Source organism: Janthinobacterium sp. GW822-FHT07H10 (assembly GCF_058798675.1).
The window spans coordinates 21,122-45,012 of record NZ_JBXAKS010000021.1 but is presented as its reverse complement, the minus strand read 5'-3'; the positions used below and the strand labels follow the sequence as shown (position 1 = coordinate 45,012).

General features: G+C 63.7%; 25 protein-coding genes. 23 read left to right on the top strand and 2 right to left on the bottom strand.

Features of this window, described 5'->3' with window-relative positions; translation table 11 throughout:
- Positions 1-93 precede the first annotated feature (93 nt).
- The 9 genes from tssE to AC1RDJ_RS27310 all read left to right on the top strand — a co-directional run bounded on the left by tssE (position 94) and on the right by AC1RDJ_RS27310 (position 11,085).
- The gene (gene tssE / locus AC1RDJ_RS27350) at positions 94-552 is read left to right on the top strand and encodes a type VI secretion system baseplate subunit TssE (RefSeq protein WP_493029313.1); all 459 of its coding nucleotides are present in this window, start codon (positions 94-96) and stop codon (positions 550-552) included.
- On the top strand, positions 549-3,191 hold the full coding sequence (tssH, locus tag AC1RDJ_RS27345) for a type VI secretion system ATPase TssH (RefSeq protein WP_493029312.1): 2,643 nt from the start codon (positions 549-551) through the stop codon (positions 3,189-3,191). The genes tssE and tssH overlap by 4 nt, the downstream gene beginning before the upstream one ends.
- 26 nt (positions 3,192-3,217) lie before the next feature.
- Positions 3,218-4,252: a type VI secretion system protein TssA gene (gene tssA / locus AC1RDJ_RS27340; RefSeq protein ID WP_493029311.1), complete on the top strand. Its 1,035-nt coding sequence runs from the start codon at positions 3,218-3,220 to the stop codon at positions 4,250-4,252.
- Positions 4,253-4,285: 33 nt separating this feature from the next.
- Positions 4,286-5,104 carry a substrate-binding periplasmic protein gene (locus tag AC1RDJ_RS27335; RefSeq protein WP_083411683.1) on the top strand — a complete coding sequence of 273 codons (819 nt, stop codon included), beginning with the start codon at positions 4,286-4,288 and terminating at the stop codon, positions 5,102-5,104.
- A gap of 21 nt (positions 5,105-5,125) precedes the next feature.
- On the top strand, positions 5,126-5,638 hold the full coding sequence (locus tag AC1RDJ_RS27330; RefSeq protein ID WP_493029310.1) for a lipocalin family protein: 513 nt from the start codon (positions 5,126-5,128) through the stop codon (positions 5,636-5,638).
- Positions 5,639-5,897: 259 nt separating this feature from the next.
- Positions 5,898-7,685 carry a methyl-accepting chemotaxis protein gene (locus AC1RDJ_RS27325; protein WP_493029309.1) on the top strand — a complete coding sequence of 596 codons (1,788 nt, stop codon included), beginning with the start codon at positions 5,898-5,900 and terminating at the stop codon, positions 7,683-7,685.
- Positions 7,686-8,067: 382 nt separating this feature from the next.
- Positions 8,068-8,760 carry a tRNA-uridine aminocarboxypropyltransferase gene (locus AC1RDJ_RS27320; protein ID WP_493029315.1) on the top strand — a complete coding sequence of 231 codons (693 nt, stop codon included), beginning with the start codon at positions 8,068-8,070 and terminating at the stop codon, positions 8,758-8,760.
- A 128-nt stretch (positions 8,761-8,888) separates the two neighbouring features.
- Entirely contained in the window at positions 8,889-10,031 is a 1,143-nt protein-coding gene (locus AC1RDJ_RS27315) for a PA0069 family radical SAM protein (RefSeq protein ID WP_493029314.1), read from the top strand.
- 841 nt (positions 10,032-10,872) lie between these two features.
- Complete coding sequence (locus AC1RDJ_RS27310) at positions 10,873-11,085, top strand: hypothetical protein (protein WP_493029308.1); 213 nt, start codon at positions 10,873-10,875, stop codon at positions 11,083-11,085.
- 33 nt (positions 11,086-11,118) lie between these two features.
- Here AC1RDJ_RS27310 and AC1RDJ_RS27305 read toward each other — a convergent pair whose 3' ends face one another.
- The gene (locus AC1RDJ_RS27305) at positions 11,119-11,709 is read right to left on the bottom strand and encodes a gamma-glutamylcyclotransferase (protein WP_289887307.1); all 591 of its coding nucleotides are present in this window, start codon (positions 11,707-11,709) and stop codon (positions 11,119-11,121) included.
- A 62-nt stretch (positions 11,710-11,771) separates the two neighbouring features.
- Positions 11,772-12,737, bottom strand: coding sequence for a LysR family transcriptional regulator (locus tag AC1RDJ_RS27300; RefSeq protein ID WP_493029307.1), 966 nt, complete (start codon positions 12,735-12,737; stop codon positions 11,772-11,774).
- Between the two features lie 125 nt (positions 12,738-12,862).
- On the opposite strand from AC1RDJ_RS27300, the gene AC1RDJ_RS27295 reads away from it, so the two are divergent.
- The 14 genes from AC1RDJ_RS27295 to AC1RDJ_RS27230 all read left to right on the top strand — a co-directional run bounded on the left by AC1RDJ_RS27295 (position 12,863) and on the right by AC1RDJ_RS27230 (position 23,843).
- Positions 12,863-13,396 (top strand): VOC family protein, encoded by a 534-nt coding sequence (locus tag AC1RDJ_RS27295; RefSeq protein WP_493029306.1) that lies wholly within the window; start codon positions 12,863-12,865, stop codon positions 13,394-13,396.
- Positions 13,397-13,451: 55 nt separating this feature from the next.
- Positions 13,452-14,480 carry a fumarylacetoacetate hydrolase family protein gene (locus AC1RDJ_RS27290; protein WP_493029305.1) on the top strand — a complete coding sequence of 343 codons (1,029 nt, stop codon included), beginning with the start codon at positions 13,452-13,454 and terminating at the stop codon, positions 14,478-14,480.
- A gap of 14 nt (positions 14,481-14,494) precedes the next feature.
- A complete protein-coding gene (gene maiA, locus AC1RDJ_RS27285; protein ID WP_493029304.1) occupies positions 14,495-15,145 on the top strand; it encodes a maleylacetoacetate isomerase in 651 nt (216 codons plus the stop codon).
- A gap of 202 nt (positions 15,146-15,347) precedes the next feature.
- Entirely contained in the window at positions 15,348-16,127 is a 780-nt protein-coding gene (locus AC1RDJ_RS27280; RefSeq protein WP_493029303.1) for a uracil-DNA glycosylase family protein, read from the top strand.
- Positions 16,128-16,165: 38 nt separating this feature from the next.
- Positions 16,166-16,717 carry a riboflavin biosynthesis intermediates N-glycosidase gene (gene ybiA, locus AC1RDJ_RS27275; protein WP_071322758.1) on the top strand — a complete coding sequence of 184 codons (552 nt, stop codon included), beginning with the start codon at positions 16,166-16,168 and terminating at the stop codon, positions 16,715-16,717.
- A 331-nt stretch (positions 16,718-17,048) separates the two neighbouring features.
- Positions 17,049-17,525: a Fe-S cluster assembly transcriptional regulator IscR gene (iscR, locus tag AC1RDJ_RS27270; RefSeq protein ID WP_065310626.1), complete on the top strand. Its 477-nt coding sequence runs from the start codon at positions 17,049-17,051 to the stop codon at positions 17,523-17,525.
- Positions 17,526-17,567: 42 nt separating this feature from the next.
- Entirely contained in the window at positions 17,568-18,824 is a 1,257-nt protein-coding gene (locus AC1RDJ_RS27265; RefSeq protein ID WP_071322759.1) for an IscS subfamily cysteine desulfurase, read from the top strand.
- 52 nt (positions 18,825-18,876) lie between these two features.
- Positions 18,877-19,266: a Fe-S cluster assembly scaffold IscU gene (iscU, locus tag AC1RDJ_RS27260; RefSeq protein WP_038493869.1), complete on the top strand. Its 390-nt coding sequence runs from the start codon at positions 18,877-18,879 to the stop codon at positions 19,264-19,266.
- Between the two features lie 51 nt (positions 19,267-19,317).
- Entirely contained in the window at positions 19,318-19,638 is a 321-nt protein-coding gene (iscA, locus tag AC1RDJ_RS27255; protein WP_071322760.1) for an iron-sulfur cluster assembly protein IscA, read from the top strand.
- A gap of 67 nt (positions 19,639-19,705) precedes the next feature.
- The gene (hscB, locus tag AC1RDJ_RS27250) at positions 19,706-20,221 is read left to right on the top strand and encodes a Fe-S protein assembly co-chaperone HscB (RefSeq protein WP_071322761.1); all 516 of its coding nucleotides are present in this window, start codon (positions 19,706-19,708) and stop codon (positions 20,219-20,221) included.
- Positions 20,222-20,329: 108 nt separating this feature from the next.
- Positions 20,330-22,210 carry a Fe-S protein assembly chaperone HscA gene (hscA, locus tag AC1RDJ_RS27245; protein ID WP_071322762.1) on the top strand — a complete coding sequence of 627 codons (1,881 nt, stop codon included), beginning with the start codon at positions 20,330-20,332 and terminating at the stop codon, positions 22,208-22,210.
- 194 nt (positions 22,211-22,404) lie between these two features.
- Positions 22,405-22,746, top strand: a complete 342-nt coding sequence (fdx, locus tag AC1RDJ_RS27240) for an ISC system 2Fe-2S type ferredoxin (RefSeq protein WP_034750070.1) — start codon at positions 22,405-22,407, stop codon at positions 22,744-22,746.
- Between the two features lies 1 nt (position 22,747).
- The gene (iscX, locus tag AC1RDJ_RS27235; protein ID WP_071322763.1) at positions 22,748-22,942 is read left to right on the top strand and encodes a Fe-S cluster assembly protein IscX; all 195 of its coding nucleotides are present in this window, start codon (positions 22,748-22,750) and stop codon (positions 22,940-22,942) included.
- Positions 22,929-23,843, top strand: coding sequence for a class I SAM-dependent methyltransferase (locus tag AC1RDJ_RS27230; RefSeq protein WP_493029302.1), 915 nt, complete (start codon positions 22,929-22,931; stop codon positions 23,841-23,843). Before iscX ends, AC1RDJ_RS27230 begins: the two co-directional genes overlap by 14 nt.
- Positions 23,844-23,891 lie beyond the last annotated feature (48 nt).

Genomic DNA, 23,891 nt, shown 5'->3' with positions numbered 1-23,891 from the left:
CCCCCCCCCCCCCCCCCCCCCCCCCCCCCCCCCCCCCCCCCCCCCCCCCCCCCCCCCCCCCCCCCCCCCCCCCCCCGACTTTCGGGAGCATGCATGGACAGTTATGCAGCGGGCCTGTTCGACCGCCTGATGGGCGAAGGCGCGGCGGGGCGCCTGTCGCTCGAGCAGCTCAAGGACGCGGTGGCGCGCGACCTGGAAGACTTGCTCAACACGCGCGTGGCCCTGCCGCCCGGCGCGCTCGACGCGTATCCGGAATGCGCGGCCTCCATCGTCAATTATGGCCTGATCGACTTTGCCGGCATGTGCCTGTCGAGCAGCGAAGACCGCGCGCGCATCTGCGCCGCCCTGAAGGCGGCCATCGAGCGCCATGAGCCGCGCCTGCGCAACGTGCGCGCGCGCCTGGAACGCGAGGCGGGCGCCATCAACCGCGTCGGCTTCGTCATCAGCGCCACCCTGGCCGTGGCGTCCGGCGGCGAGATGGTCAATTTCGACGCCGTGCTGCAGCCGTCGTCGCTGCGCTATTCGATCCACCGCAAGGGAGCCGCCGCATGAGCAATCACCTGAAAACCCTGATCGCCAAGCTGAATGCCACGGCGCGCACGGCCGCCACGCGCGCCGCAAGTATCTGCGTGGGTCTGGGCCAGTACGAGGTCGATATCGAGCACCTGTTCCTGGCCCTGCTGGAGCAGGAACGCAGCGATTTCGTTACCATCGCACGGCGCAGCGAGATCAGCCTGTCCGCGCTGGAGGCGGACCTGCGGCGCGAGATCGGCGGCTTCCGCACGGGCAGCGCGCGCACGCCCGTGTTCTCGCCCCATCTGCCGCTGCTGTTCGAACACGCCTGGCTGATCGCGTCGCTGGACACGGCGCAGCCGGGCCCCATCCGCAGCCGCCACCTGCTGCTGGCGCTGCTGACGGAACCGGAACTGGCGCAGCTTGCGTACCGCGGTTCGAAACTGTTCGCCCGCTTCAGCGTCGAACAGCTGAAGCACCATGCGGACAGACTCACGGCCGGTTCCGGCGAGGAGGAAGGCCCGGCGACACATCCGCTGTCCGTGGCGCCCGCCGACCCCGTCGCCGTCCTGGCGGCGAAAACCCCGGCGCTGGACCAGTACACCACCGACCTGACGCAGCTGGCGCGCGACGGCAAGCTCGATCCCGTGATCGGCCGCGAAGCGGAGATACGCCAGGCGGTCGATATCCTGCTGCGCCGCCGGCAGAACAATCCCATCCTCACCGGCGAGGCGGGCGTGGGCAAGACGGCCGTGGTGGAAGGCCTGGCCCTGCGCATCGCCACGGGCGACGTGCCGGCTGTGCTGCAGGGGGCGCATATCCACGCGCTCGACATGGGGCTGCTGCAGGCCGGCGCCAGCGTGAAAGGCGAATTCGAGAGCCGTTTGAAGCATGTCATCGACGAGGTGGCGCAAAGCCCGCACCCGGTCATCCTTTTCATCGACGAAGCGCATACCATGATCGGCGCCGGCGGCCAGGCGGGGCAGAACGATGCGGCCAACTTGCTGAAGCCGGCGCTGGCGCGCGGCGGCCTGCGCACCATCGCCGCCACCACCTGGAGCGAGTACAAGAAATACTTCGAGAAGGATGCGGCCCTGGCGCGGCGCTTCCAGGTGGTGAAGGTGGAGGAGCCGGGCGAGGAGATCGCCTGCGCCATGCTGCGCGCCATGGCGCCGCTGATGGAGCGCCATTTCGGCATCCGCGTGCGCGATGCGGCCATCGTCGACGCCGTGCGCCTGTCGCACCGCTACATCAGCGGGCGCCAGCTGCCCGACAAGGCCATCAGCGTGCTCGATACGGCGTGCGCCAAGGTGGCGCTGGGCCAGAGCGCCACGCCGGCGCAGCTGGAAAACGCCGGCCGGCGGCAGGAGCGCATCGGCGTCGAGATCGCCGCGCTGGAGCGCGAGGCCGGTGATGGCGAAGTCGCCGGCAAGGCGGGTACCGCGCGGCTGGCGCAGCTGCGCCGCGAGCACGAGGATGGGCAGGCGGCGGTCAAGGCGCTGGCGCAGCGCTGGGAGCGCGAAAAGGCGCTGGTGGCGCAGATCGGCGACTTGCGCCTGCAGCTGCGCGGCGAACGTCCGGGCGAGGACGGCGCCGCCACCCTGCTGGCATTGAAGGAGGAGCTGGCGGCGCTGCAGGGCGAAGCGCCGCTGGCGCCGCTGGAAGTCGACGCGCAGGTGGTGGCGGGCATCGTCGCCGGCTGGACCGGCATCCCGCTGGGCAAGATGGTCAAGGACGACATCCGCAGCGTGCTGGCGCTGGATGTGGCGCTGCGCGAACGGGTGCTGGGGCAGGAGCACGTCATCGACGCGGTGGCGCAGCGCGTGCGCACGGCGCGCGCCAACCTCGACGACCCGCACAAGCCGCAAGCCGTGTTTTTGTTTACGGGGCCGTCCGGCACGGGCAAGACGGAAACGGCGCTGGCGTTGGCCGACTTGCTGTACGGCGGCGAGCGCAAGCTCATTACCCTGAACATGAGCGAGTACCAGGAGGCGCACAGCGTGGCCGGCCTGAAAGGCTCGCCGCCCGGCTATGTCGGCTATGGCGAAGGCGGCGTGCTGACGGAAGCCGTGCGGCGCCAGCCCTACAGCGTGGTGCTGCTCGATGAGGCGGAAAAGGCCCATCCCGATGTGCTGGAACTGTTCTTCCAGGTGTTCGACAAGGGCGTGCTCGATGACGCGGAAGGGCGCGAAGTCGATTTCAGGAACATCATCATCATCGCCACCTCGAACCTGGGCTCGGGCGCCATGATGGCCGCTTGCCTGAACCGCGCGGACGACGCCTTGCCCACGCCGGCCGCGCTGGAAGCACTGGTGCGTCCGCAGCTGGTGGCGCATTTCAAGCCGGCGTTCCTGGGCCGGCTGAAGGTGCTGCCGTTCTATCCCTTGAGCGACGCCGTGCTGGCCGAGATCATCCACCTGAAGCTGGCGAGGATAGGCGCGCGCATCGCGCGCAACCACCAGGCGCAGTTCAGCCACGACGCGGCGCTGGTCGAGGCCGTGCTGGCGCGCTGCACCGAGGTCGATTCGGGCGCGCGCAATGTCGACCATATCCTCAACGGCAGCGTGCTGCCGGCGATTGCCGACGCGGTGCTGGCGCGCATGGCGGAAGGCGAACCGCTGGCCAGCATCCGCGTCAGCGCCAGCAAGCAGGGGCAGTTCAAATACACGATCAAGTAGTCCAGGCCTAGCTGACGGAGCGTGCCATGTTCAATCTCGACCAGTTGCTGCAACCCGTGAATGCCGTGCAGCCGTGCGGCGGCGACCTCACATTCAGCCAGGAGCTCGACGCCATCGCGCGGGCGCGCCAGCACGACGACCCGAGCCTGGACCAGGGCGAGTGGGTGGTGGCCCTGAAGGAGGCGGACTGGCCGTTCGTGGCGACGCGCTGCGAGCAGCTGATCGCCTCGCACAGCAAGGACTTGCGCGTGGCCGTGTGGCTGGCAGAGGCGCACGCCAAGACGCGCCATTTCCGCGGCCTGGGCGATGGCTATGCGCTGCTGGCCGGGCTGTGCGAACGCTATTGGGACGGTCTGTATCCGCTGGCAGAAGAAGGCGAGCATGAACAGCGCATCGGCAACCTGTTCTGGCTGTTGTCGCGCACGCCGCAGCTGGTGCGCGAAATGCCCCTCACTACCGGCGCCGACGGCCTGTTTTCCCTGCAGGATTTCGACGCGGCGCGCCAGCGCGCAGCCGCTGCGGCCGTGCCCGAGCAGGGCTGGGGCGACCTGCGCCACGACGAGGGGCCGACCTTGGCACAGATGGAGGCGGCGCGGCAGAAAAACACGCGCGCCTTTGCCGATGCCTTGCTGGCCGATGCACAGTACTGCATGCAGTCGCTGCTGGCGCTTGAGCGCAGCGTCGATGCGCGCTTCGGCACGGACGGCCCGAGCTTTCGCGCCGCCCGCGAAGCGCTGGAAAACGCCATCCACTTCATCGCGCCGCTGGCGCCCGAGGCACACTTCTCCGGCGCGCCGTCGGCTACTGCGCCAGGCGCCGTCGCCGCCAGCGGCACCGGCGGCGACGTCATCGCGCAGCGCCAGCAGGCGCTGGCCCAGCTGCGCCAGGTGGCCGAGTTCTTTCGCCGTACGGAGCCGCACAGCCCCGTCGCCTACCTGGCCGACAAGGCGGCCAGCTGGGGCGAGCTGCCCCTGCACCTGTGGCTGCGCGCGGTCGTCAAGGACCAGGGCACGCTGGCGCAGCTCGACGACATGCTGGGCACGGGCAGCGCAAACGGATGATGGTCCCGGCGCCTTCCATGCTACCCTGCCGGCATGCCCAGACTGCCCTTCCGACGATACTTTTTAGCTGCCGCGTGCTGCCTGTGCGCCGCTGCCGGCCCCGTGGCGTGGGCCGCCGCGCCGCAGCCCGTGGTGCTGTATGGCGACGACGACTATCCGCCGTATTCGTATGTCGAAAACGGCCAGCTGAAAGGCATTTATACGGACATCGTGCGCGAAGCCGTGCAAGCCATGCCGCAGTACCGCGTGCAGCTGCGCCCCGTGCCCTGGAAGCGCGGCGTGCTGATGCTGCAGACGGGCGACGCGTTTGGCCTGTATCCGCCGTATTCGTGGCGCAGCGAGCGGCCGTATGTGCGCTATTCCGTACCCCTGCTGATGGAGCAGCTGGTGGTGTTCTGCAATCAGGACGTGGTGGCGAAACGTGCGCTGCGCCAGTGGCCCGCCGATTACGCCGGCCTGCACATCGGCGTCAACGCCGGTTTTCTGCTGGGCGACGCGGGGCTGACGGCGGCCTTGCGCTCGGGGCAAATCGTGCTCGACGCGGCCAAGGGCACGCGCACGAATTTGCTCAAGCTGATGCGCGGACGCATCGATTGCTATGTCAGCGACCGCCTCTCGGCGCAGTGGGAGTTGCAGCGCATCCGGCGCGCTGGCCAGGCCGGCACGCCGATGCAGGCGATCCATGAAACGGCGCAGCTGGCCGGCCAGCAAGGCCACCTGGGTTTTACGCAGCGCCAGCCGGGCGCCTATCCCTATCGCGATGACTTTATCGACCAGTTCAATGCCGCCATCGCGCGCATGCAGGACAGTGGGGCGATCCGCCGCATCGTCGAGCGCGCGCTGCAACCCTGATGCACCATGACGGAGAAAACCATGAAAAAATTGCTGTTCCTGAGCGTGCTCGTGCTGGCCGGCTGCGTGGGCCGGTCCGAGAATGTTGTGCCGGTTAGCCACTTCGACACGAGCAAGTATCTGGGGAAATGGTATGAGATCGCACGCCTCGACCACTCGTTCGAGCGCGGACTCAGCCACGTGACGGCCGATTACAGCCTGCGCCAGGATGGCGGCCTGAAAGTGGTCAACCGTGGCTACAAGGATACGGACGCGGCGTGGAAGGAAGCGGAAGGCAAGGCCTATTTCGTCGACAGGAAGGACGTGGGCTACCTGAAAGTGTCGTTTTTTGGCCCCTTCTACGGTGCTTACGTGGTGTTCGACCTGGACCAGGACGGCTACACCTATTCCATGATCAGCGGTCCCGATAAATCGTACTTGTGGTTGCTCTCGCGCACGCCCACCATGGACCCCGCCTTGCAACGGCGCCTGATCGAGAAGGCTAGGGGCCTGGGTTTCGACACGCCAAAATTGATTTATGTAAAGCAAAACTGAGTATTCTTGCCTGCCGCTCATACGCGGCGGCATCCCGCCTTCTGGTTGTTGCTTTTCTGCATGTTATTTCTTGCAATGCCACCCTGATTCACTCACAATCAGCACCAAAGTAGTGCGTGTGCGGCGCCACGGCGCCGGGCAGAACTGCGTCCCCCAGTCCCATTCGCGATTGTCTGGCGGCAAATGCTTGCTATAGTGAGTTGTAGCGGTATCTGACCGGCGGCATCCGTGCATTGTTCTTTCAGATAGGAATCTCGTAATGAAAAACCTCAAGATTGGCGTGCGTCTCGGTGGTGGCTTTGCCGCCGTATTGCTGCTGCTGACTTCCTTGACCGTGGTGGGCATCGTGCAGATGCAAAGCGCCAGCAAGGAAACCGATCAGCTGGTCAACGTGAAGGTGCGCAACGAGCGCCTGATCGGTGAGTGGACCAAGGTCATCGAGGTCAATGCGGCGCGCACGGCCGCCGCCTGGAAGGTCAGCGACCCCGAGCACCAGAAACAGTTCGAGAAGGAAATGGCAGCTTCGTCCGCGCGCGCCACGGAAATTCAGAACGATATCGGCAAGAGCCAGCTGAGCGCCGAAGAGCAGGCGCTGTACCAGGAAGTGTTGAGTACGCGCAAGGCATACACGGAAGTGCGCAAGGACGTGTTCAAGGCCAAGAACGCAGGCGACCTGGAACTGGGCAAGCGCCTGTACGAAGGCGACATGGCCGTCAAGCGCGACATTTACCTGGCGTCGCTGAAGAAACTGGAAGTGCTGGAAGCCAAATTGCTCGACGAAACGGCCGCGCAGATCCGCTCGCGCTATGAAAACGGCCGCATGCTGCTGATCTCGCTTGGCGTGGCCGCCATCCTGCTGGGCATCGCCTGCGCCTACTGGATTACGCGCTCGATCACGCGCCCCATCACGCGCGCCGTGGAAGTGGCTGAAGCCGTCTCGGCCGGCGACCTGACCAGCCATATCGTGGTGGAAAGCCGCGACGAGACAGGGCAATTGATGCATGCGCTGAAGAACATGAATGACAAGCTGGTCGGCATCGTCGGCCAGGTGCGCGCCGGCACGGATTCCATTAGCACGGCGTCGAGCGAAATCGCCGCCGGCAACCTCGACCTGTCCTCGCGCACGGAAGAGCAGGCCAGCTCGCTGGAAGAGACGGCCTCATCCATGGAAGAGCTGACCTCGACCGTGAAACTCAATGCCGACAATGCGCGCAGCGCCAACCAGCTGGCCATCGACGCCTCGCAAATCGCCAGCAAGGGCGGCGTGGTGGTGTCGGAAGTGGTCAGCACCATGGGCTCGATCAATGATTCCTCGCGCAAGATCGTCGACATCATCAGCGTCATCGATGCCATCGCCTTCCAGACGAATATCCTGGCCCTGAACGCGGCCGTCGAAGCTGCCAGGGCCGGCGAGCAGGGCCGGGGCTTTGCCGTGGTGGCCAGCGAAGTGCGCAACCTGGCGCAGCGCTCGGCGGCGGCGGCCAAGGAAATCAAGGGCTTGATCGACGATTCCGTGCAAAAGGTCGAGGCTGGTTCGCAACTGGTGGACAAGGCGGGCCGCACGATGGATGAAATCGTGCAAAGCATCAGCCATGTGACGCAAATCATGAACCAGATCACGGACGCCAGCGACGAGCAGCGCGCCGGCATTGAGCAAGTCAACCAGGCCATCGGCCAGATGGACCAGGTGACGCAGCAGAACGCGGCGCTGGTGGAGCAGGCGGCCGCGGCGGCCGAATCCATGCAGGAGCAGGCCGCCAAGCTGGCCGACGTGGTGGGCCTGTTCAAGCTCGATGCTACGCAGCAATATGTGTCGGCGAGCGTGTCCCCGAACGTGTCCGCCCGTCCTGCCGCCAAGCCTGTTGCCAGGTCTGCCGTCAAGCCCGCCGCGCGACGGGCCGTGACCGGTGGCGCCGCGGGTTCCACCGCCACTTTCGTCGCCCACTCCGCTGGCGGCCCGGCAAAGGTAGCAAGGCCGGACGCGGCGCGCACCAGCACCCCGCGCGCGCCGGTCGCTTCGGGCGCCGACGAGTGGGAAGAGTTTTAAGCGGTTTTGAGTGTTTAAGTGTTGTTTTGAGTGTTTAAGTGTTTTAGGCGGTGCTAAGCCGTTGCCTTGAATCGAGTTGGCGTGCATCGCCTGCTGGCAGTTTCCAGCGGTTGCTAGCAGTTACTGGCAGTGCTTGTTGCCAGTGCTTGTTAGCAGTCGTTTGGTTAGCAGTTGTTTTACAGTTGTTTTAAGCTGTACCTCGCGCCAACATTTCCGCCGGCATGGCGTGGGCGCTACAATCGCGGCTTGAAGAACCCCGCGAACGTGCTCCGCCATGACCACCAGCAGCAACCATCCATCCTCCCAGACCCCGGCCGCCACGCAAGTGGACGCCGCCAAACCAGCGGACGCCAGCAAACTGGCGCCCCCCCTGGCGCAAGCCGTGGCGCCATCCCCGACGCAAGCTGCCAGACCAGCTGACGTCACCAGGCCAGCTGACGCCACCAGGCGAACCGACCCCGCCAAACGCGCACGCTGTCCGGTCTGCCTGCGCGCCGCAGCCAGCTGTATCTGCCGTTGGACTTCCCCCGTTGCCCACGCGGTGGAAGTGCTGATTCTCCAGCACCCGCTGGAGGTACACAATGCCAAGGGCAGCGCCCGCCTGCTGCACCTGAGCCTGCCCAACAGCCGCCTGCTGACCGGAGAGCAGTTCGCCCCCGGCACCCTCGTCACATTGCTCGCTGGCAAACAAAACATATTGCTGTATCCAGACACGCCTGGCGACCGTTCGCTGGGCATCGCACCGCCGCCCGCACTGGATCCGGCTACCTTGCTGGACCCGTCACAGCTGCGGCTGGTGGTGCTCGATGGCACATGGCGCAAGAGCCGCAAGATGCTGTACCTGAATCCCCTGTTGCAACAAATGCCGCGCCTGCCGTTGCGCGATACGCCAGCCTCCCACTACCTGATCCGCAAGGCGCACGCACCAGACCAGTTGTCGACCCTGGAAGCGACTTGCTATGCCCTGATGCAGTTAGAGCAGGACGCGCCGCGTTTTGTTCCTTTGATCACGGCATTTGACGGTTTTGTCGCGCAGCAGTTGAGTTATGTCATACCGCACGGTGAAAAAGCTTGAAAGAGCATCACGGCAGCCCTTGATCTTGCCCCGCGAGCGGCATAGTATACTGTACGTATATACAGTTGATGGGGCCGTTCATGAAAGCAATCATTCCACAGCATGATGACAGTTTCGCCGGGCAAGCCATGTTGCCGCCCCAGTCGCTGAAAGCCCTGAAGGGGCGTGGCGCCGTATCAAATTTGCAAGGACGCTACGAAGTGCATGCGCGCGACGGCTTCGATGACGGCTGGGGCGTGGCTGGCGCGGACGCGGACGCTGAAGGGGAGGGTGTCGCGCCATGGAAGAAGCAGGTCAACGACGAGCAGGCGCGCACCATCCTCACGCGCAACGCTTCGCCCGATTTGCCGTTCAATGTGTCCCTGAACCCGTACCGGGGCTGTGAACATGGTTGCATCTATTGCTTTGCCCGTCCCACGCACAGCTACCTGGGCCTGTCGCCGGGTCTCGACTTCGAAAGCCGCATCTATGCCAAGGTGAATGCGCCGGAATTGCTGCGGCGCGAACTGGCCAGGCCGTCCTATGTGCCGGAACCGATCGCGCTGGGTGTGAATACGGATGCCTACCAGCCGTGCGAGCGCGAGCGGCAACTGACGCGGCGCGTGCTGGAAGTGCTGCACGAATGCGAGCATCCGGTGGCGCTGATCACCAAATCCTCGCTGATCGAGCGCGACATCGACTTGCTGGCGCCGATGGCGGCCAAGCGCCTGACCGCCGTGGCCGTCACCGTCACCACGCTCGACCCGGCCATCGCGCGCACGCTGGAACCGCGCGCTGCCGCTCCAGCGCGGCGCTTGCGCACGATCCGCACCTTGACGGACGCGGGCATTCCCGTGGGCGTCAGCATCGCCCCCATCATTCCTTTTGTGACGGAACCGGAAATCGAGCAATTGCTCGAAGCCGTACGTGACGCGGGCGCCATCCACGCCCATTACGTCGTGCTGCGCCTGCCGTGGGAAGTGAGTCCCCTGTTTCAGCAATGGCTGGAAGCGCACTTCCCGGAACGGGCCCAGCGCGTGATGAACAGGGTGCGCGAAATGCGTGGTGGCAAGGATTACGACAGCGCCTTCGGCACGCGCATGCAGGGCGAGGGCGTATGGGCCGACCTCATCCGCCAGCGCTTCGAGAAGGCCGTGCACCGCCTGGGTCTGCATGGCAGGGGAGGCCGCTTCAAGCAGCTTGACTGCACCCAGTTCCGCCGTCCGCTGGTGGTGCCGCCGCTGGGCGCCAAGGCGAAAGGGAGCAATGCGGGGCAGCTGGATTTGTTTTAGGGAAAACCAATATAGAACTGGATCGTAACAATTATGAGAAGATCAGAAAACGCATCGCTTGAGTGGTAACTGGCGGCATTTTTTTGTCATGGGTTAACTACATTTCGACATTGTTTGATCATGATTATTGGGAGATGCAATGGTTCCCCTTTGCACTCCAACGCCTTACGATCCCATTCGCATCTAGTGTGAACATTACCGTGCACGAAAAAGAAATATTGCTTGCTGGCCCTTGGCTCTGAACATAGGTCGTGGATTGTTGTGCGTAGTTTCCAGTTGTTTGTCGGATGCCTTGATTGAGCGTTAGATTTCCGCTTGTATTAGTTGTTACCGGCTGCACCGTGATGGCGCCAGGCAGCATAATATCTGATCCACGGGTGTATTGAATAACACGTGATCCATCTTGTAGAGTGTAATTGCTTTGGGGGATACCATACGTCGATATCACGGATATTTCCGGCTGACCGATGAATCCGTCCATCTTTGCAGAAAATTTCTCCGATGTTGCGCAACCAGTCAGGCCCAAAAACATGAGAGCAACATAAATAGGTTTCATAAGTGAGCATGATGGCTGAGGGAGTTGCCACCTTAACATTCATTAATATGCAGGACAACTTGCATATAAATAAAACGATGAGACTTAGGGCTTCTGCAACAAAAATAGCTCAATAGTGAAGGCTTGATAAATATTGGAATTTTATTTCGGCGTAGGAATCGTGTTGCTGAATTTCGATCTTTGGACCCGATAGCGCAAGCATCGCTTGCCGCTGGCTAGGTAGTTCAGGCCAGACGGTAGGCAGGCAGGAATGGCGGTGCAGCAGTCTGCCAGCATGGTGATCATATGAGCGACGGCCGCGTGCTGCGCGATCGCGTCTTCCAGGGCCTAGGGCAGGTCGCAGCCTTTGAGGGCAGCCGTCAGTATTTGCTGCGTGGTGTCGAAGGCTATCTGGCCACGTGCTTCGTGTGTTGTTCCGGATCATCTTTGGAGAATTCCCTGGCGTGCAGGCTCCAATTTTCCGTTTTAGCAGCCCGTTTGGCCATGATGGCGCGTTAGCTGTATCAGATGACTGACCCTGGTTCTATTGTTTCAGTTCCCGGCACTGTCTGCCGTGCCGTCCTTGATCTGCGCCAAATGCTGCTCGATGGCGAAGACGTGGGGGTCGCTCTTGCCCAGTTCGCGCAGGGCGCTGGCCAGGTGCAGCAGGTAGTCGCTGTTCGGGCCGCTGGGGCCGGCCGAGCGGGCGATCTGGCGCGCGATGTCGAGTTCGGGCGCGGCGCCTAGGAAGGCGGCGTTTTCTTCATTGGCGATGTAGACGAGGCCATCGACCTTGCTGCCATCGTCGAAGGTGATCTCGGTGGCCAGGCGCAAATAGCCGTTCTTTTCGCGGTGGTCGAGGTGGGCGAAGACTTCGGGCGTGATCAGGTAAGCCATGCCGTCGCACACGGCGCCCGCCTGCGGCACGATGGTGGCGACCCGGCCCGGTGCCATCGGCGTGCCGCGGTGGTCGTGCGAACCTTGCCAGAAGCGCCGCGTCCAGCCCTTGATGCTGGCGGGACGCCGCTCGAGGTAAGGGAAGTCGGCCTTGTAGATCAGCGAGCCATAGCCGAACAGCCAGACTTGTGCATGGCCGTCGAAGGTGTTCATGCGCTGGTTGATGGCGATGGTGGCGGCGTCGATGGGCGACAGGTCGTTGTGCGCAGGCTGGGTCATGGCGTAAGCGGTGAAAGGGCGATGGTGGATTATAAAGGTGCGCCGGCCGCGCCGCCCGCAGGCAGGGCGTCGCGTGCGCCGCCGTTCGCTCCCACATTCCACTCGTGCGTCTCGACGAACTGGAACAGGAAGGCCATGAAGCTTTCGGCCGCCGGCGACAGCGAACGTGCCGTCTTCGTGTACACGAAAAAGCGCCGCGTCAGTTCCGGCTCGTGCAGCGCGCGCATGTGCAGTTGATACAGCTTGACCATCGGTTCCGCGTACGGCAGGCAGACCGTGATGCCCAGGTTGGCGCTGACCATGGCCAGCGCCGTCGTCATGAAGGTCACTTCGTTGTAGGGATTGAGCGACAGGTCGCGGAAGCTGCCGTGCATGTCGCGCAGCAGGCGCTCCGTGAACTGACCCTGCAGCGAGATGAACGGGTAGTCGCCCACATCGGCCCAGGTGACCCGCTCTTTCTGCCGCAGCGGGTGCTGCTCGGGAAAAACCAGCACGAAGGGCATCTCGAACAGCACTTGGGCGCCGATTTCCGCCGTCGGGTCGCGTTCGGGGCCGATACCGAAATCGACTTCGCCGCTGAAGACGCGCGCCGACACATTCTCCACCGGACAGTCGACCAGGCGCAGCTGCACGTCAGGGTGCGCCTCGCGGTAGGCGGCGATCACTTCCGGCAGCAGGGTGCACGCCATCATCTGCGGCGCGGCGATGCGCACCAGGCCCGTCTTCAGGGCCTTGCGCTGGGCGATGCCGGCCATGGCGCCGTCGAGATCCTCGATCATCTTTTCAAACAGCGGATACAGCTCGCGGCCGATTTCCGACAGCTGCGTCCTGCGCGTGCTGCGCTCGACGACGCGCACGCCCAGCACGCTTTCGAGTTCCTTGATCAAGCCGCTCAGGGCGGACTGCGTCACGTGCAGGTATTCGGCGGCCAGGGTAAAGCTGCCGGTCTTGGCGAGCGCGACGAAAGCGCGCATCTGTCGCAGGCTGGGACTCATAAGATAATCCGATAAATCAATGGTTAAATATTGTTTGTATGATAGCTGGAACTCGATTCTAATGGTGAAAACTGAAAAAACCGCCAGCCATCGCGCCGCGCGCGCATCCATTGGAGACAGACAGCATGAAGATCAAGCAAATCCACCACGTCGCCTACCGCTGCATCGACGCGAAGAAAACCGTCGAGTGGTACGTCAAGCATTTGAACATGAATTTCGTCCTCGCCATCGCCGAAGACCTGGTGCCGTCGACCAAGGCGCCGGACCCGTACATGCACGTCTTCCTCGACGCCGGCCAGGGCAATGTGCTGGCCTTCTTTGAATTGCCGACGCAGCCGCCGATGGACCGCGACCGCAATACCCCGGCCTGGGTGCAGCACCTGGCGCTGGAAGTGGCCAGCATGGACGAACTGCTGGCCGCCAAGGCGCGCCTGGTGGCCGGCGGCGTGGAAGTGCTGGGTCCCGTCAACCACGCCATCTTCCAGTCGATCTACTTCTTCGACCCGAACGGCCACCGCCTGGAGCTGGCGGCCAATGTGGGCACGCCCGAGATGATGGCCAAACTGGACGCCGTCAAATGGGAAATGCTGGAAGAATGGTCGCAGACGCGCCGCGCGCCCAAGCACGCCGCCTGGATGCACGCGCCGGCCGCCGCCTGAGCGCCGCCTGCCTGCTCCATCCGACACCTGAACACTACGCCACACAAGGAAAACCATGAAACTCGCAACCCTGAAAAACGGCAGCCGCGACGGTGCCCTGATCCTCGTCAGCCGCGACCTGCGCCAGTACCAGCGCGTGGCCGCCATCGCGCCGACCCTGCAGGCGGCGCTCGACAACTGGGACGCCGTCGCGCCCCGGCTGGAACAGGCTTACGCCGCCCTGAACGCGGGCCAGGCGCCGGACGCCCAGCCGTTTGACGCAACGCTATGCCACTCGCCGCTGCCGCGCGCCTACCAGTGGGCCGACGGTTCGGCCTACATCAACCATGTAGAACTGGTGCGCAAGGCGCGCAACGCAGAAGTGCCGGCCTCGTTCTACACGGATCCGCTGATGTACCAGGGCGGCTCGGACAGTTTCATCGGTCCGCGCGACCCGATCTTCGCCCTGTCGGAAGAGTGGGGCATCGACCTGGAGGCGGAAGTGGCCGTCGTCACGGGCGACGTCGCCATGGGCGCCGGCGTGGCGGAGGCGGCGAAAGCTATCCGCCTGGTGATGCTGGTCAACGACGTTTCGCTGCGCAACCTGATTCCGGGCGAACTGGCGAAAGGTTTCGGCTTCTTTCAGTCGAAGGCGGCCAGCGCGTTTTCGCCGGTCGCCGTCACGCCGGACGAACTGGGCGCCGACTGGGCTGACAGCAAGCTGCACCTGCCGCTGCTGGTGGACCTCAACGACAAGCCCTTCGGCAAGCCGAATGCGGGCGAAGACATGACGTTCAACTTTGCGCAGCTGGTGGCGCATGCGGCCAAAACGCGCGAACTGGGCGCCGGCAGCATCGTTGGCTCGGGCACCGTGTCGAACAAGCAGGGCAGCCTGTTCGGTTCCAGCATCGACAACGGCGGCGTGGGCTATTGCTGCCTGGCCGAGGTGCGCATGTATGAAACCATCGAACATGGCGCGCCGAAGACGGCCTACCTGCAATTCGGCGACACGGTGCGCATCGAGATGCGCGACGCGGCCGGCGCCAGCATCTTCGGCAGCATCGAGCAGACCGTGGCCCTGTACGCCGGTGCCGCGCGCGCCTGAGGGGAGGGCGTCCCATGAAGCTGTACACCTATTTCCGCAGTTCGGCCGCCTATCGCGTGCGCATCGCCCTGAACTTGAAGGGCGTGGCCTATGACAGCATCCCCGTGCACCTGCTGCGCGATGGCGGCCAGCAGCTGCTGCCGGCCTACCGCGCCGTCAATCCGTCGGCGCTGGTGCCGGCGCTCGACGACGATGGCGCCATCCTGACGCAGTCGCTGGCGATCCTCGAATACCTCGATGAAACGCGCCCTGGCGTGCCGCTGCTGCCGGCGGATGCGCCTGGGCGGGCCCGCGTGCGCGCGCTGGCGCTGGCGATCGCCTGCGACGCCCATCCGCTGACGAATCTGCGGGTCCTGAAATACCTGAAAAATACGCTGGGCCTGTCCGAGGAAGCCAAGCAGGAATGGTACCGCCACTGGATGGCCGAGGGACTGGCGGCCGTGGAAGCGCTGCTGGTCCAGGGCGATGCGGCCGGAATGAAGCTGTTCTGCCATGGCGACGCCGCCAGCATCGCCGACTGTTGTCTGGTGCCGCAGGTGTTCAATGCGCAGCGCTTCGACATCGACCTGGCGCCATACCCGCGCGTGGCACGCATCCACGCGCACTGCAGCGGCTTGCCCGCGTTTGCCGCCGCCCATCCGTCGCAGCAGCCGGACGCCGAATAGCGTCGAGCAGGCGGGGTGCCGCCCTTTGAACCATGGGCTTGATTCAAAGCAAGCGCAAGCGAAAGCAAGTCCCGGCCTGGCAACAGGCCGGGACTTTTTTATTCTGCGAGCGACATTCTTCATGGGCGTAACTTTGTGTTTTCGTTAAGGTTGGCCTGGCGGTGCGCTACAATTTGCGTTTGCGCAATCGACTACGAGTTCCATGACCGTTCCCACACTCCCCGCCAGCATCGCCGACGCCCTGTCCCTGGCGCATGCTTCCTGGCGCCCCATCCTGCTGCGCGGCCTGCACGCCGTGATGGCGGCCGATCCTGCCTACCTGCCGGCGCTGGCCGTCGACGATTACCTGCCCACGCAGGGCCGGCTGTTCGCTGCCTTTGCCCTGCCGCTGGCGCAGGTGCGCCATGTGCTGGTGGGCGAGGGGCCATATCCGCGCGCCGAGAGCGCCACGGGCGTGTGTTTCATGGATGGCGCCGTCGGCAGCCTGTGGTCGGCCACGGGCCTGTCGAAGCCCGTCAACCGCGCCACCTCGCTGCGCAACTTCATGAAGATGCTGCTGGCGGCCGATGGCCAGCTGCAGGGCGGCGACACGTCCGGCGTCGCCATGGCGCCCGTGGCCGCCGCCGCGCTGCTGCCCGGCAGCGGCGTGATCCAGACCTTGCCCGACCTGCAGCGCAAGATGACGGAGCAGGGCTTTTTGCTGCTCAACGCGGCCCTCGTGTTCCGCGCCCATGTGCCGCCCGTGCAGGATGCGCGCGGCTGGCTGCCCTTCCTGCAGGTGGTGCTCGAGGCGCTGGCGCGGCAGGGTGGCGCGGATCTGCCGCAGCTGGTGCTGTGGGGCAAGATTGCCGAACTCGTCAAGCGCCTGCCGGTGGCCGCATCCTTGCCGCAGGTGACGGCCGAACATCCGTATAATCTGTCCTTTATCGGCAATGGCGAAATGCAGGCCCTGTTTGGCCCGATGCAGCTATTGCGTGCTTGAGCTTGAATTAGCGCCTGTCTGGCGGAAGTCCGGGGAATATGCAAATTAGTAACGTTGAAGAATTGAAGGCATGGATAGGCGCCGGCGGCGTGCCCGACTATCTGTATTTCTGGGGCCACACGCCGGCGCAGCCGCAGGTGGCCGATAAAAGCTGTTTCAGCCAGTGGTTTCCCTCGCCGTTCAGTCTGGCGGGCGTGACGTATGCGACGGCCGAGCATTACATGATGGCGCAAAAGGCGGCCCTGTTCGGCGATACGGCCGTGCAGGCGCGCATCGTGGCGGCCGGGCGGCCGTCGGAAGTGAAAAAGCTGGGGCGCGAGGTGGCCAATTTCGACGCCAAGGTGTGGGAGGCGGCGCGCGCCGGCATCGTCTTCGATGGCAATTTTGCCAAATTCTCGCAAAAGCCCGCCTTGCGCAAGTTTTTGCTGGGCACGGGCGAGCGCATCATCGTCGAAGCCAGCCCCGTCGACCGCATCTGGGGCGTGGGCCTGGCGGCGGACAATCCGCGCATCGCCGATCCGTCCCGCTGGGACGGCTTGAACCTGCTGGGTTTCGAACTGATGAAAGTGCGCGCCGCCCTGCGCGGCTGATGACGCCTGGCCAAACCTGCTGCGCGTCGGCATGGGTGGCCGGCGATGCCCGCCACGTCGGCGCCCGTGCTGGCCTGCGCTCCTTGGCCGCCGTTCCCTTCCGCCCGCGACGGTTTTGCCCGGTGCCGTGACGCCGGCGATTTTCCGATTGTTGTTTTCCTGATGCCGCCGCGCCTGGCGCGGCCTGCCATGCCCCTGCCAGCCCTGTGGTCATCGAGGGGCGCTCTGACAAACCCCGCCGAATTTGTTATACTTGACTAAATCATTCAACTACTCGGGGTTAGGGAAGTTGAAAAACCGCAATATTTTAAACTAGTTGAACCGAGGATGTATGCGTCTGACTACAAAAGGCCGTTTTGCCGTGACAGCGATGATCGATCTTGCCCTGCGCCAGGGCAAGGGTCCGGTCACCTTGTCCGGCATCAGCCAGCGCCAGTCGATTTCCCTGTCCTACCTGGAACAGCTGTTCGGCAAGCTGCGCCGGCATGAGATCGTCGAATCGATCCGTGGTCCCGGCGGCGGCTACAGCCTGGCGCGCCGCGCCGACAAGGTGACGGTGGCCGACATCATCATCGCCGTCGACGAACCGCTGGACGCAACGCAGTGCGGCGGCAAGGAACATTGCCATGGCGCTGACGCGGCCACGGGCGCGCGCTGCATGACGCATGAATTGTGGTCCACACTCAACGAAAAAATGGTCGATTATCTGGATTCTGTGTCGCTGCAGGACCTGGTCGACCAGCAGAGACAAAAGAATGCCGAGCAAAGCGTGATGGTGATGCACCGTAATCACGCCGCCCTCGGTTGATAAATACAAAATACTAAGTTGCTGATTGCATTGGAGTTATTGATGAACGCCCCTGAAAAAAACGTAGGCCAAGTGCACTTTGAAACCGCACCGCATTTCCCGATCTACATGGATTACTCGGCCACCACGCCGATCGATCCACGCGTCGCCGACAAGATGATTCCTTACCTGCGCGAGCAGTTCGGCAATCCGGCGTCGCGCAGCCACATGTATGGCTGGACGGCGGAAAAAGCCGTGGAAGAGGCACGCGGCCACGTGGCGGCACTGGTAAACGCCGATCCGCGCGAAATCATCTGGACTTCCGGCGCAACGGAAAGCAACAACCTGGCCATCAAGGGCGCGGCACAGTTCTACAAGACCAAGGGCAAGCACATCATCACCGTCAAGACCGAGCACAAATCGGTGCTGGACACGGTGCGCGAACTGGAACGCATCGGCTTTGAAGCCACCTACCTGGAACCGCAGGACAATGGCCTGATCACCGTCGAGCAGCTGGCTGCGGCCGTGCGCCCGGACACCATCCTCGTGTCGGTCATGCTGGTGAACAACGAAATCGGCGTGATCCAGCCTATCGACGAGATCGGCGTATTCTGCCGCTCGAAAGGCATCATCTTCCATTGCGACGCCGCGCAGGCGACGGGCAAGGTCGTCATCGACCTGCAAAAAACCAAGGTCGACCTGATGACCTTCACGGCGCACAAGACCTACGGCCCGAAAGGCGTGGGCGCGCTGTACGTCTGCCGCAAGCCGCGCGTGCGCCTGGAAGCGCAGATGCACGGCGGCGGCCACGAGCGCGGCCTGCGTTCGGGCACCCTGCCGACGCACCAGATCGTCGGCATGGGCGAAGCGTTCCGCATCGCCAAGGAAGAAATGGACAGCGAAATCGGCCGCATCCAGGCCCTGCGCGACCGCCTGGCGAAAGGCTTGCAGGAGATCGAAGAAGTCTACATCAACGGCGACATGGAACACCGCGTGCCGCATAACCTGAACGTCAGCTTCAACTACGTCGAAGGCGAGTCGCTGATCATGGCGATCAAGGATATCGCCGTGTCGTCCGGTTCGGCCTGCACCTCGGCCAGCCTGGAGCCATCGTACGTGCTGCGCGCCCTGGGCCGCAGCGACGAACTGGCGCACAGCTCGATCCGCTTCACCATCGGCCGTTTCTCGACCGAGGAAGACATCGACTTCGCCGTCAACCTGCTGAAATCGAAAGTGCACAAGCTGCGCGACCTGTCGCCGCTGTGGGACATGTTCAAGGAAGGTATCGATATCAACTCGATCCAATGGGCTGCCCACTAACCAACACCCTGGCCTCAATCGGGGCCGGCAAGAATATTTAAGGAGCATCAAAATGGCTTACTCGGACAAAGTACTCGATCACTACGAAAACCCGCGCAACGTGGGCGCTTTCGACAAGGGTGATGAAACCATCGGCACCGGCATGGTGGGGGCGCCCGCTTGCGGCGACGTCATGAAACTGCAGATCAAGGTCGGCGCCGATGGCCTGATCGAAGATGCGAAATTCAAGACCTATGGCTGCGGTTCGGCCATCGCCTCGAGCTCGCTGGTGACCGAATGGGTCAAGGGCAAGACGCTGGATCAAGCCTTGTCGATCAAGAATACGCAGATCGCGGAAGAGCTGGCCCTGCCGCCAGTGAAAATCCACTGCTCGATTCTGGCGGAAGACGCCATCAAGGCGGCAGTGCTTGACTACAAGACCCGTCACCCGGCAGCAGCTTAAACGTTGGCAGCCCGCCCCAGCCGCAAGGCCGGGGCAGTTGCGGAGAAATACATGATCACACTGACCGAAAAAGCGGCGAAGCACATCAACCGTTATATCGAACGGCGCGGCAAGGGCGTGGGCCTGCGCTTTGGCGTGCGTACCACGGGCTGCTCGGGCCTGGCCTACAAGCTGGAATACGTCGATGAAGCGGCTGCCGAAGACAGCGTCTTCGAATCGCACGGCGTGAAAGTCTTCGTCGACCCGAAAAGCCTGCCGTACATCGACGGCACGGAACTCGATTTCGCGCGCGAAGGCTTGAACGAAGGCTTCAAGTTCCACAATCCGAACGAAAAAGACGCCTGCGGCTGCGGCGAAAGTTTCCGCATCTAAGACGCAAGTATCACCCCGGTCGGTGCGCTGTACCCATCGATTGAGGTACAGCGACCACCGACAGACTATGCAAAACCACTTCGAATTATTCCAGTTGCCGGCCCAGTTCGCGCTCGACATGCCCGCGCTCGACGCGGCCTACCGCGACGTGCAGGGCAAGGTCCATCCCGACCGTTTCATCAATGCCAGCAGCGCCGAAAAGCGCGTCGCCATGCAGTGGGCGACACGCGCCAATGAAGCCTACCAGACCCTGAAAAGCCCGCAAAAACGCGCGCAGTACCTGTGCGAACTCAATGGCGTCGATTTGCAGACGGAGTCGAACACGGCCATGCCGGTCAGCTTCCTGATGCAGCAGATGGAATGGCGCGAGGAACTGGGCGACGCGCGCGCCGGCAAGGATGCCGACGCGCTCGACGCGCTGGACCGCCAGCTGCGCGGCGAACGCAAGGCCCTGCTGGCCCAGGTGGCCGCCCAGCTCGACGGTGGTGACTATGTGAACGCGGCGCAAAGCGTGCGCGCCCTGATGTTCCTCGACAAATTCGGCGAGGAAGTCCGTTTTGCCTATGAGGCCATCGAGGCCTGACCGGCCGATAGCTTGACCTGCGTGCCAAGCGCCAGTCTGGCGCGCGTCTTATAATGCACGCCATGCATCAGCTGCACTACGCACAAAATTAATCGAGGCACGAATACAATGGCACTTCTGCAAATTTCCGAACCAGGCATGTCGACCGCGCCGCACCAGCACCGCCTGGCCGTCGGCATCGATCTTGGCACCACCAATTCCCTGGTCGCGACGGTCCGCAACAGCATTCCCGAGGTGCTCAACGATGAAGAAGGGCACTCGCTGCTGCCATCCGTCGTGCGTTACCTGCCGAACGGCCATGCGAACATCGGCTACAAGGCCCTGGCCGCGCAAACCACCGACCCGAAAAACACCATCGTCTCCGTGAAGCGCTTCATGGGCCGCGGCCTGGCCGATATCGCCTACGCGGAAAACCTGCCCTACGACTTCCAGGACACGCCTGGCATGGTGCAGCTGAAAACCGTGGCCGGCGTGAAAAGCCCGGTCGAGGTGTCGGCGCAAATCCTCGCCACCCTGCGCCAGCGCGCCGAGGATTCGCTGGGCGATGACCTGGTGGGCGCCGTCATTACCGTACCGGCGTATTTCGACGATGCCCAGCGCCAGGCCACGAAAGATGCGGCGCAGCTGGCCGGCATCAATGTGCTGCGCCTCTTGAGCGAGCCGACGGCCGCCGCCATCGCGTATGGCCTCGATAACGCCTCCGAAGGCGTGTACGCCGTGTACGACCTCGGTGGCGGCACTTTCGACATCTCGATCCTGAAACTGAGCAAGGGCGTCTTCGAAGTGCTGTCCACGGGCGGCGACTCGGCCCTGGGCGGCGATGATTTCGACCGCCGCCTGTTCTGCTGGATCAGCGAGCAGGCCAAGCTGGCGCCGCTGTCGGACGAAGACACGGCCATCCTGATGGTCAAGGCGCGCGAAATCAAGGAATTGCTGTCGAGCAAGCCGGAAACGCTGATCGACGCGGCCCTGAACTCGGGCGAGGAAATCCACCTGCGCATCACGGCGGCCGATTTTGCCGCCATGACGCAGCACCTGGTGGGCAAGACCATGAACGCCATCAAGAAGGCCTTACGCGACGCGAACGTGGATGCGGACGACGTCGACGGCGTGGTGATGGTGGGCGGCGCCACGCGCATGCCGCACGTGCAGCGCGCCGTCAGCGAATTCTTCCACACGACGCCGCACGCGAACATCGACCCGGACAAAGTGGTGGCGCTGGGCGCCGCCATCCAGGCCAACTTGCTGGCGGGCAACCGCGCCGCCGGCGACGACTGGCTGCTGCTGGACGTGATCCCGCTGTCGCTGGGCATCGAAACCATGGGCGGCCTGGTGGAAAAGATCATCCCGCGCAATTCGACGATCCCATGCGCGCGTGCGCAGGAATTCACGACCTTCAAGGATGGCCAGACGGCGCTGGCCGTGCACGTGCTGCAGGGCGAGCGCGAACTGGTCAGCGACTGCCGTTCGCTGGCGCGCTTTGAACTGCGCGGCATTCCGCCGATGGTGGCGGGCGCCGCGCGCATCCGCATCACGTATCAAGTCGATGCGGACGGCTTGCTGTCCGTCTCGGCGCGCGAACTGCGCTCGGGCGTGGAAGCGTCGATCAGCGTCAAGCCGGCCTACGGCCTGGGCGACGACGACATCGCGCGCATGCTGCAGGATTCCTACACCTCGGCCGACGTCGACATGGTGGCGCGCGCCCTGCGCGAAGAGCAGGTGGAAGCGGAACGCATCGTGCTGGCCACGCAGTCGGCGCTGGACGAGGACGGCGGCTTGCTGGACGCCGCCGAACGGTCCGCCGTCGACGGCCTGATGCAGCAGGTGCGCGACGCCATTGCCCAGTCGCAAAGCGGCGCCATCGACCACCAGGCCTTGAAGCTGGCGATCGAGGCGCTGGCCGACGGCACCGAGGATTTCGCCTCGCGCCGCATGGACCGCAGCGTGCGCACGGCCCTGACCGGTAAATCGCTCGACCAGGTCGTGTGAGGACACCTGGCCAAACCTGCTGCGCGTCGCGCTTTGCGGCCGGCGATGCCCACCGTACTGGAGGCGGTTGCGCTTCTCGGCCACAAATCACTGCCGCTCGCTACGGTTTTGTCAGGTGTTGTAATAGTGTTGACATGCGCGCCGTGTGCCATTGCTGCGGCAGCGCCCCAAATCATTGAAATTGTAGAGGTAATATGCCCCAAATCGTCATTCTGCCGCACGCCAAGCTTTGCCCGGACGGTGCCGTCATCGAAGCCCCTGCCGGCAAGTCCATCTGCGACATCCTGCTGGAAAACGACATCGACATCGAGCATGCCTGCGAAAAATCGTGCGCCTGCACCACTTGCCACGTGCTGGTGCGCGAGGGCATCGAATCGCTGAACGAGGCGACGGAACTGGAAGAAGACATGCTAGACAAGGCCTGGGGCCTGGAAGCCGTGTCGCGCCTGTCGTGCCAGTCCATCGTGGCCGAGGCCGACCTCGTCGTCGAAATCCCGAAATACACGATCAACCAGGTCAGCGAAGGCAGCCACTAACATGAAATGGTCCGACATTCACGTGATCGCCGAGGCGCTGTACGACGCGCATCCGGACATCGATCCCCTGACCGTGCGTTTCACCGACCTGCATAACTGGGTGGTGGAGCTGGACGGCTTCGACGATGACCACACGCGCGGCGGCGAAAAGGTGCTCGAGGCGATACAGATGGCGTGGATCGATGAAGCGCGCTAAGGACGCGGCGCCCGCCGCCGCGGCTCCTGCGCCGAAAGACATCATCACGGCCGCCAGCAACATGCCCGAGATCAAGGATGGCCAGTCGGTCGCCTTGCTGCAGGAATTGCACATCCTGACGCGCGACGGCAAGATGAACCAGGACAGCCGCCGCAAGCTCAAGCAGGTGTACCACCTGACGCAGTTCATCGAGCCGCTGCTGCGCGAAGTGCAGCTCGACCATCCCGGCGTGTCGCTGGTCGACCATGGCGCCGGCAAGTCCTACCTGGGCTTCATCCTGTACGACCTGTTCTTCAAGAATGGCAACGACGGTTCGCACATCTACGGCATCGAGACGCGCGAAGAGCTGGTGCAGCGCTCGCAGGAATTGGCGAAGAAATTCAAGTTCCCCGGCATGTCCTTCCTGCCCCTTTCCGTGGCCGAATCGACGGAATCGAAGCTGCTGCCCAAGCAGATCGACATCGTCACGGCCCTGCATGCGTGCAACACGGCCACCGATGACGCGATTCACTTTGCCCTGAAGAAAAAGGCGAAATTCATGGTGCTGGTACCCTGTTGCCAGGCCGAAGTGGCTTCCGTCTTGAAGAAGAACAAGGGTAAGAGCCTGGGCAAGAATGTCTTGACGGAACTGTGGCGCCATCCGCTGCATACGCGCGAGTTCGGCAGCCAGATCACCAACGTGCTGCGCTGCCTGCAGCTGGAAGCCCATGGCTACCAGGTCAGCGTGACGGAGCTGGTGGGCTGGGAGCATTCGATGAAGAATGAACTGATCATCGCCAGCTACAAGAACCTGCCGCGCCAGCGTCCGACCGAGCGCCTGCAGGAAGTGCTGCAGACCCTAGGCCTGGAAGAGATGGGCCACCGTTTCTTTGCCGAGGAACTGGCGAAGGCGCAAGCCTGATTGTTGGCTTACGCGGCAAGCCGCTAAGCCAACCTACAGCGCCGCACA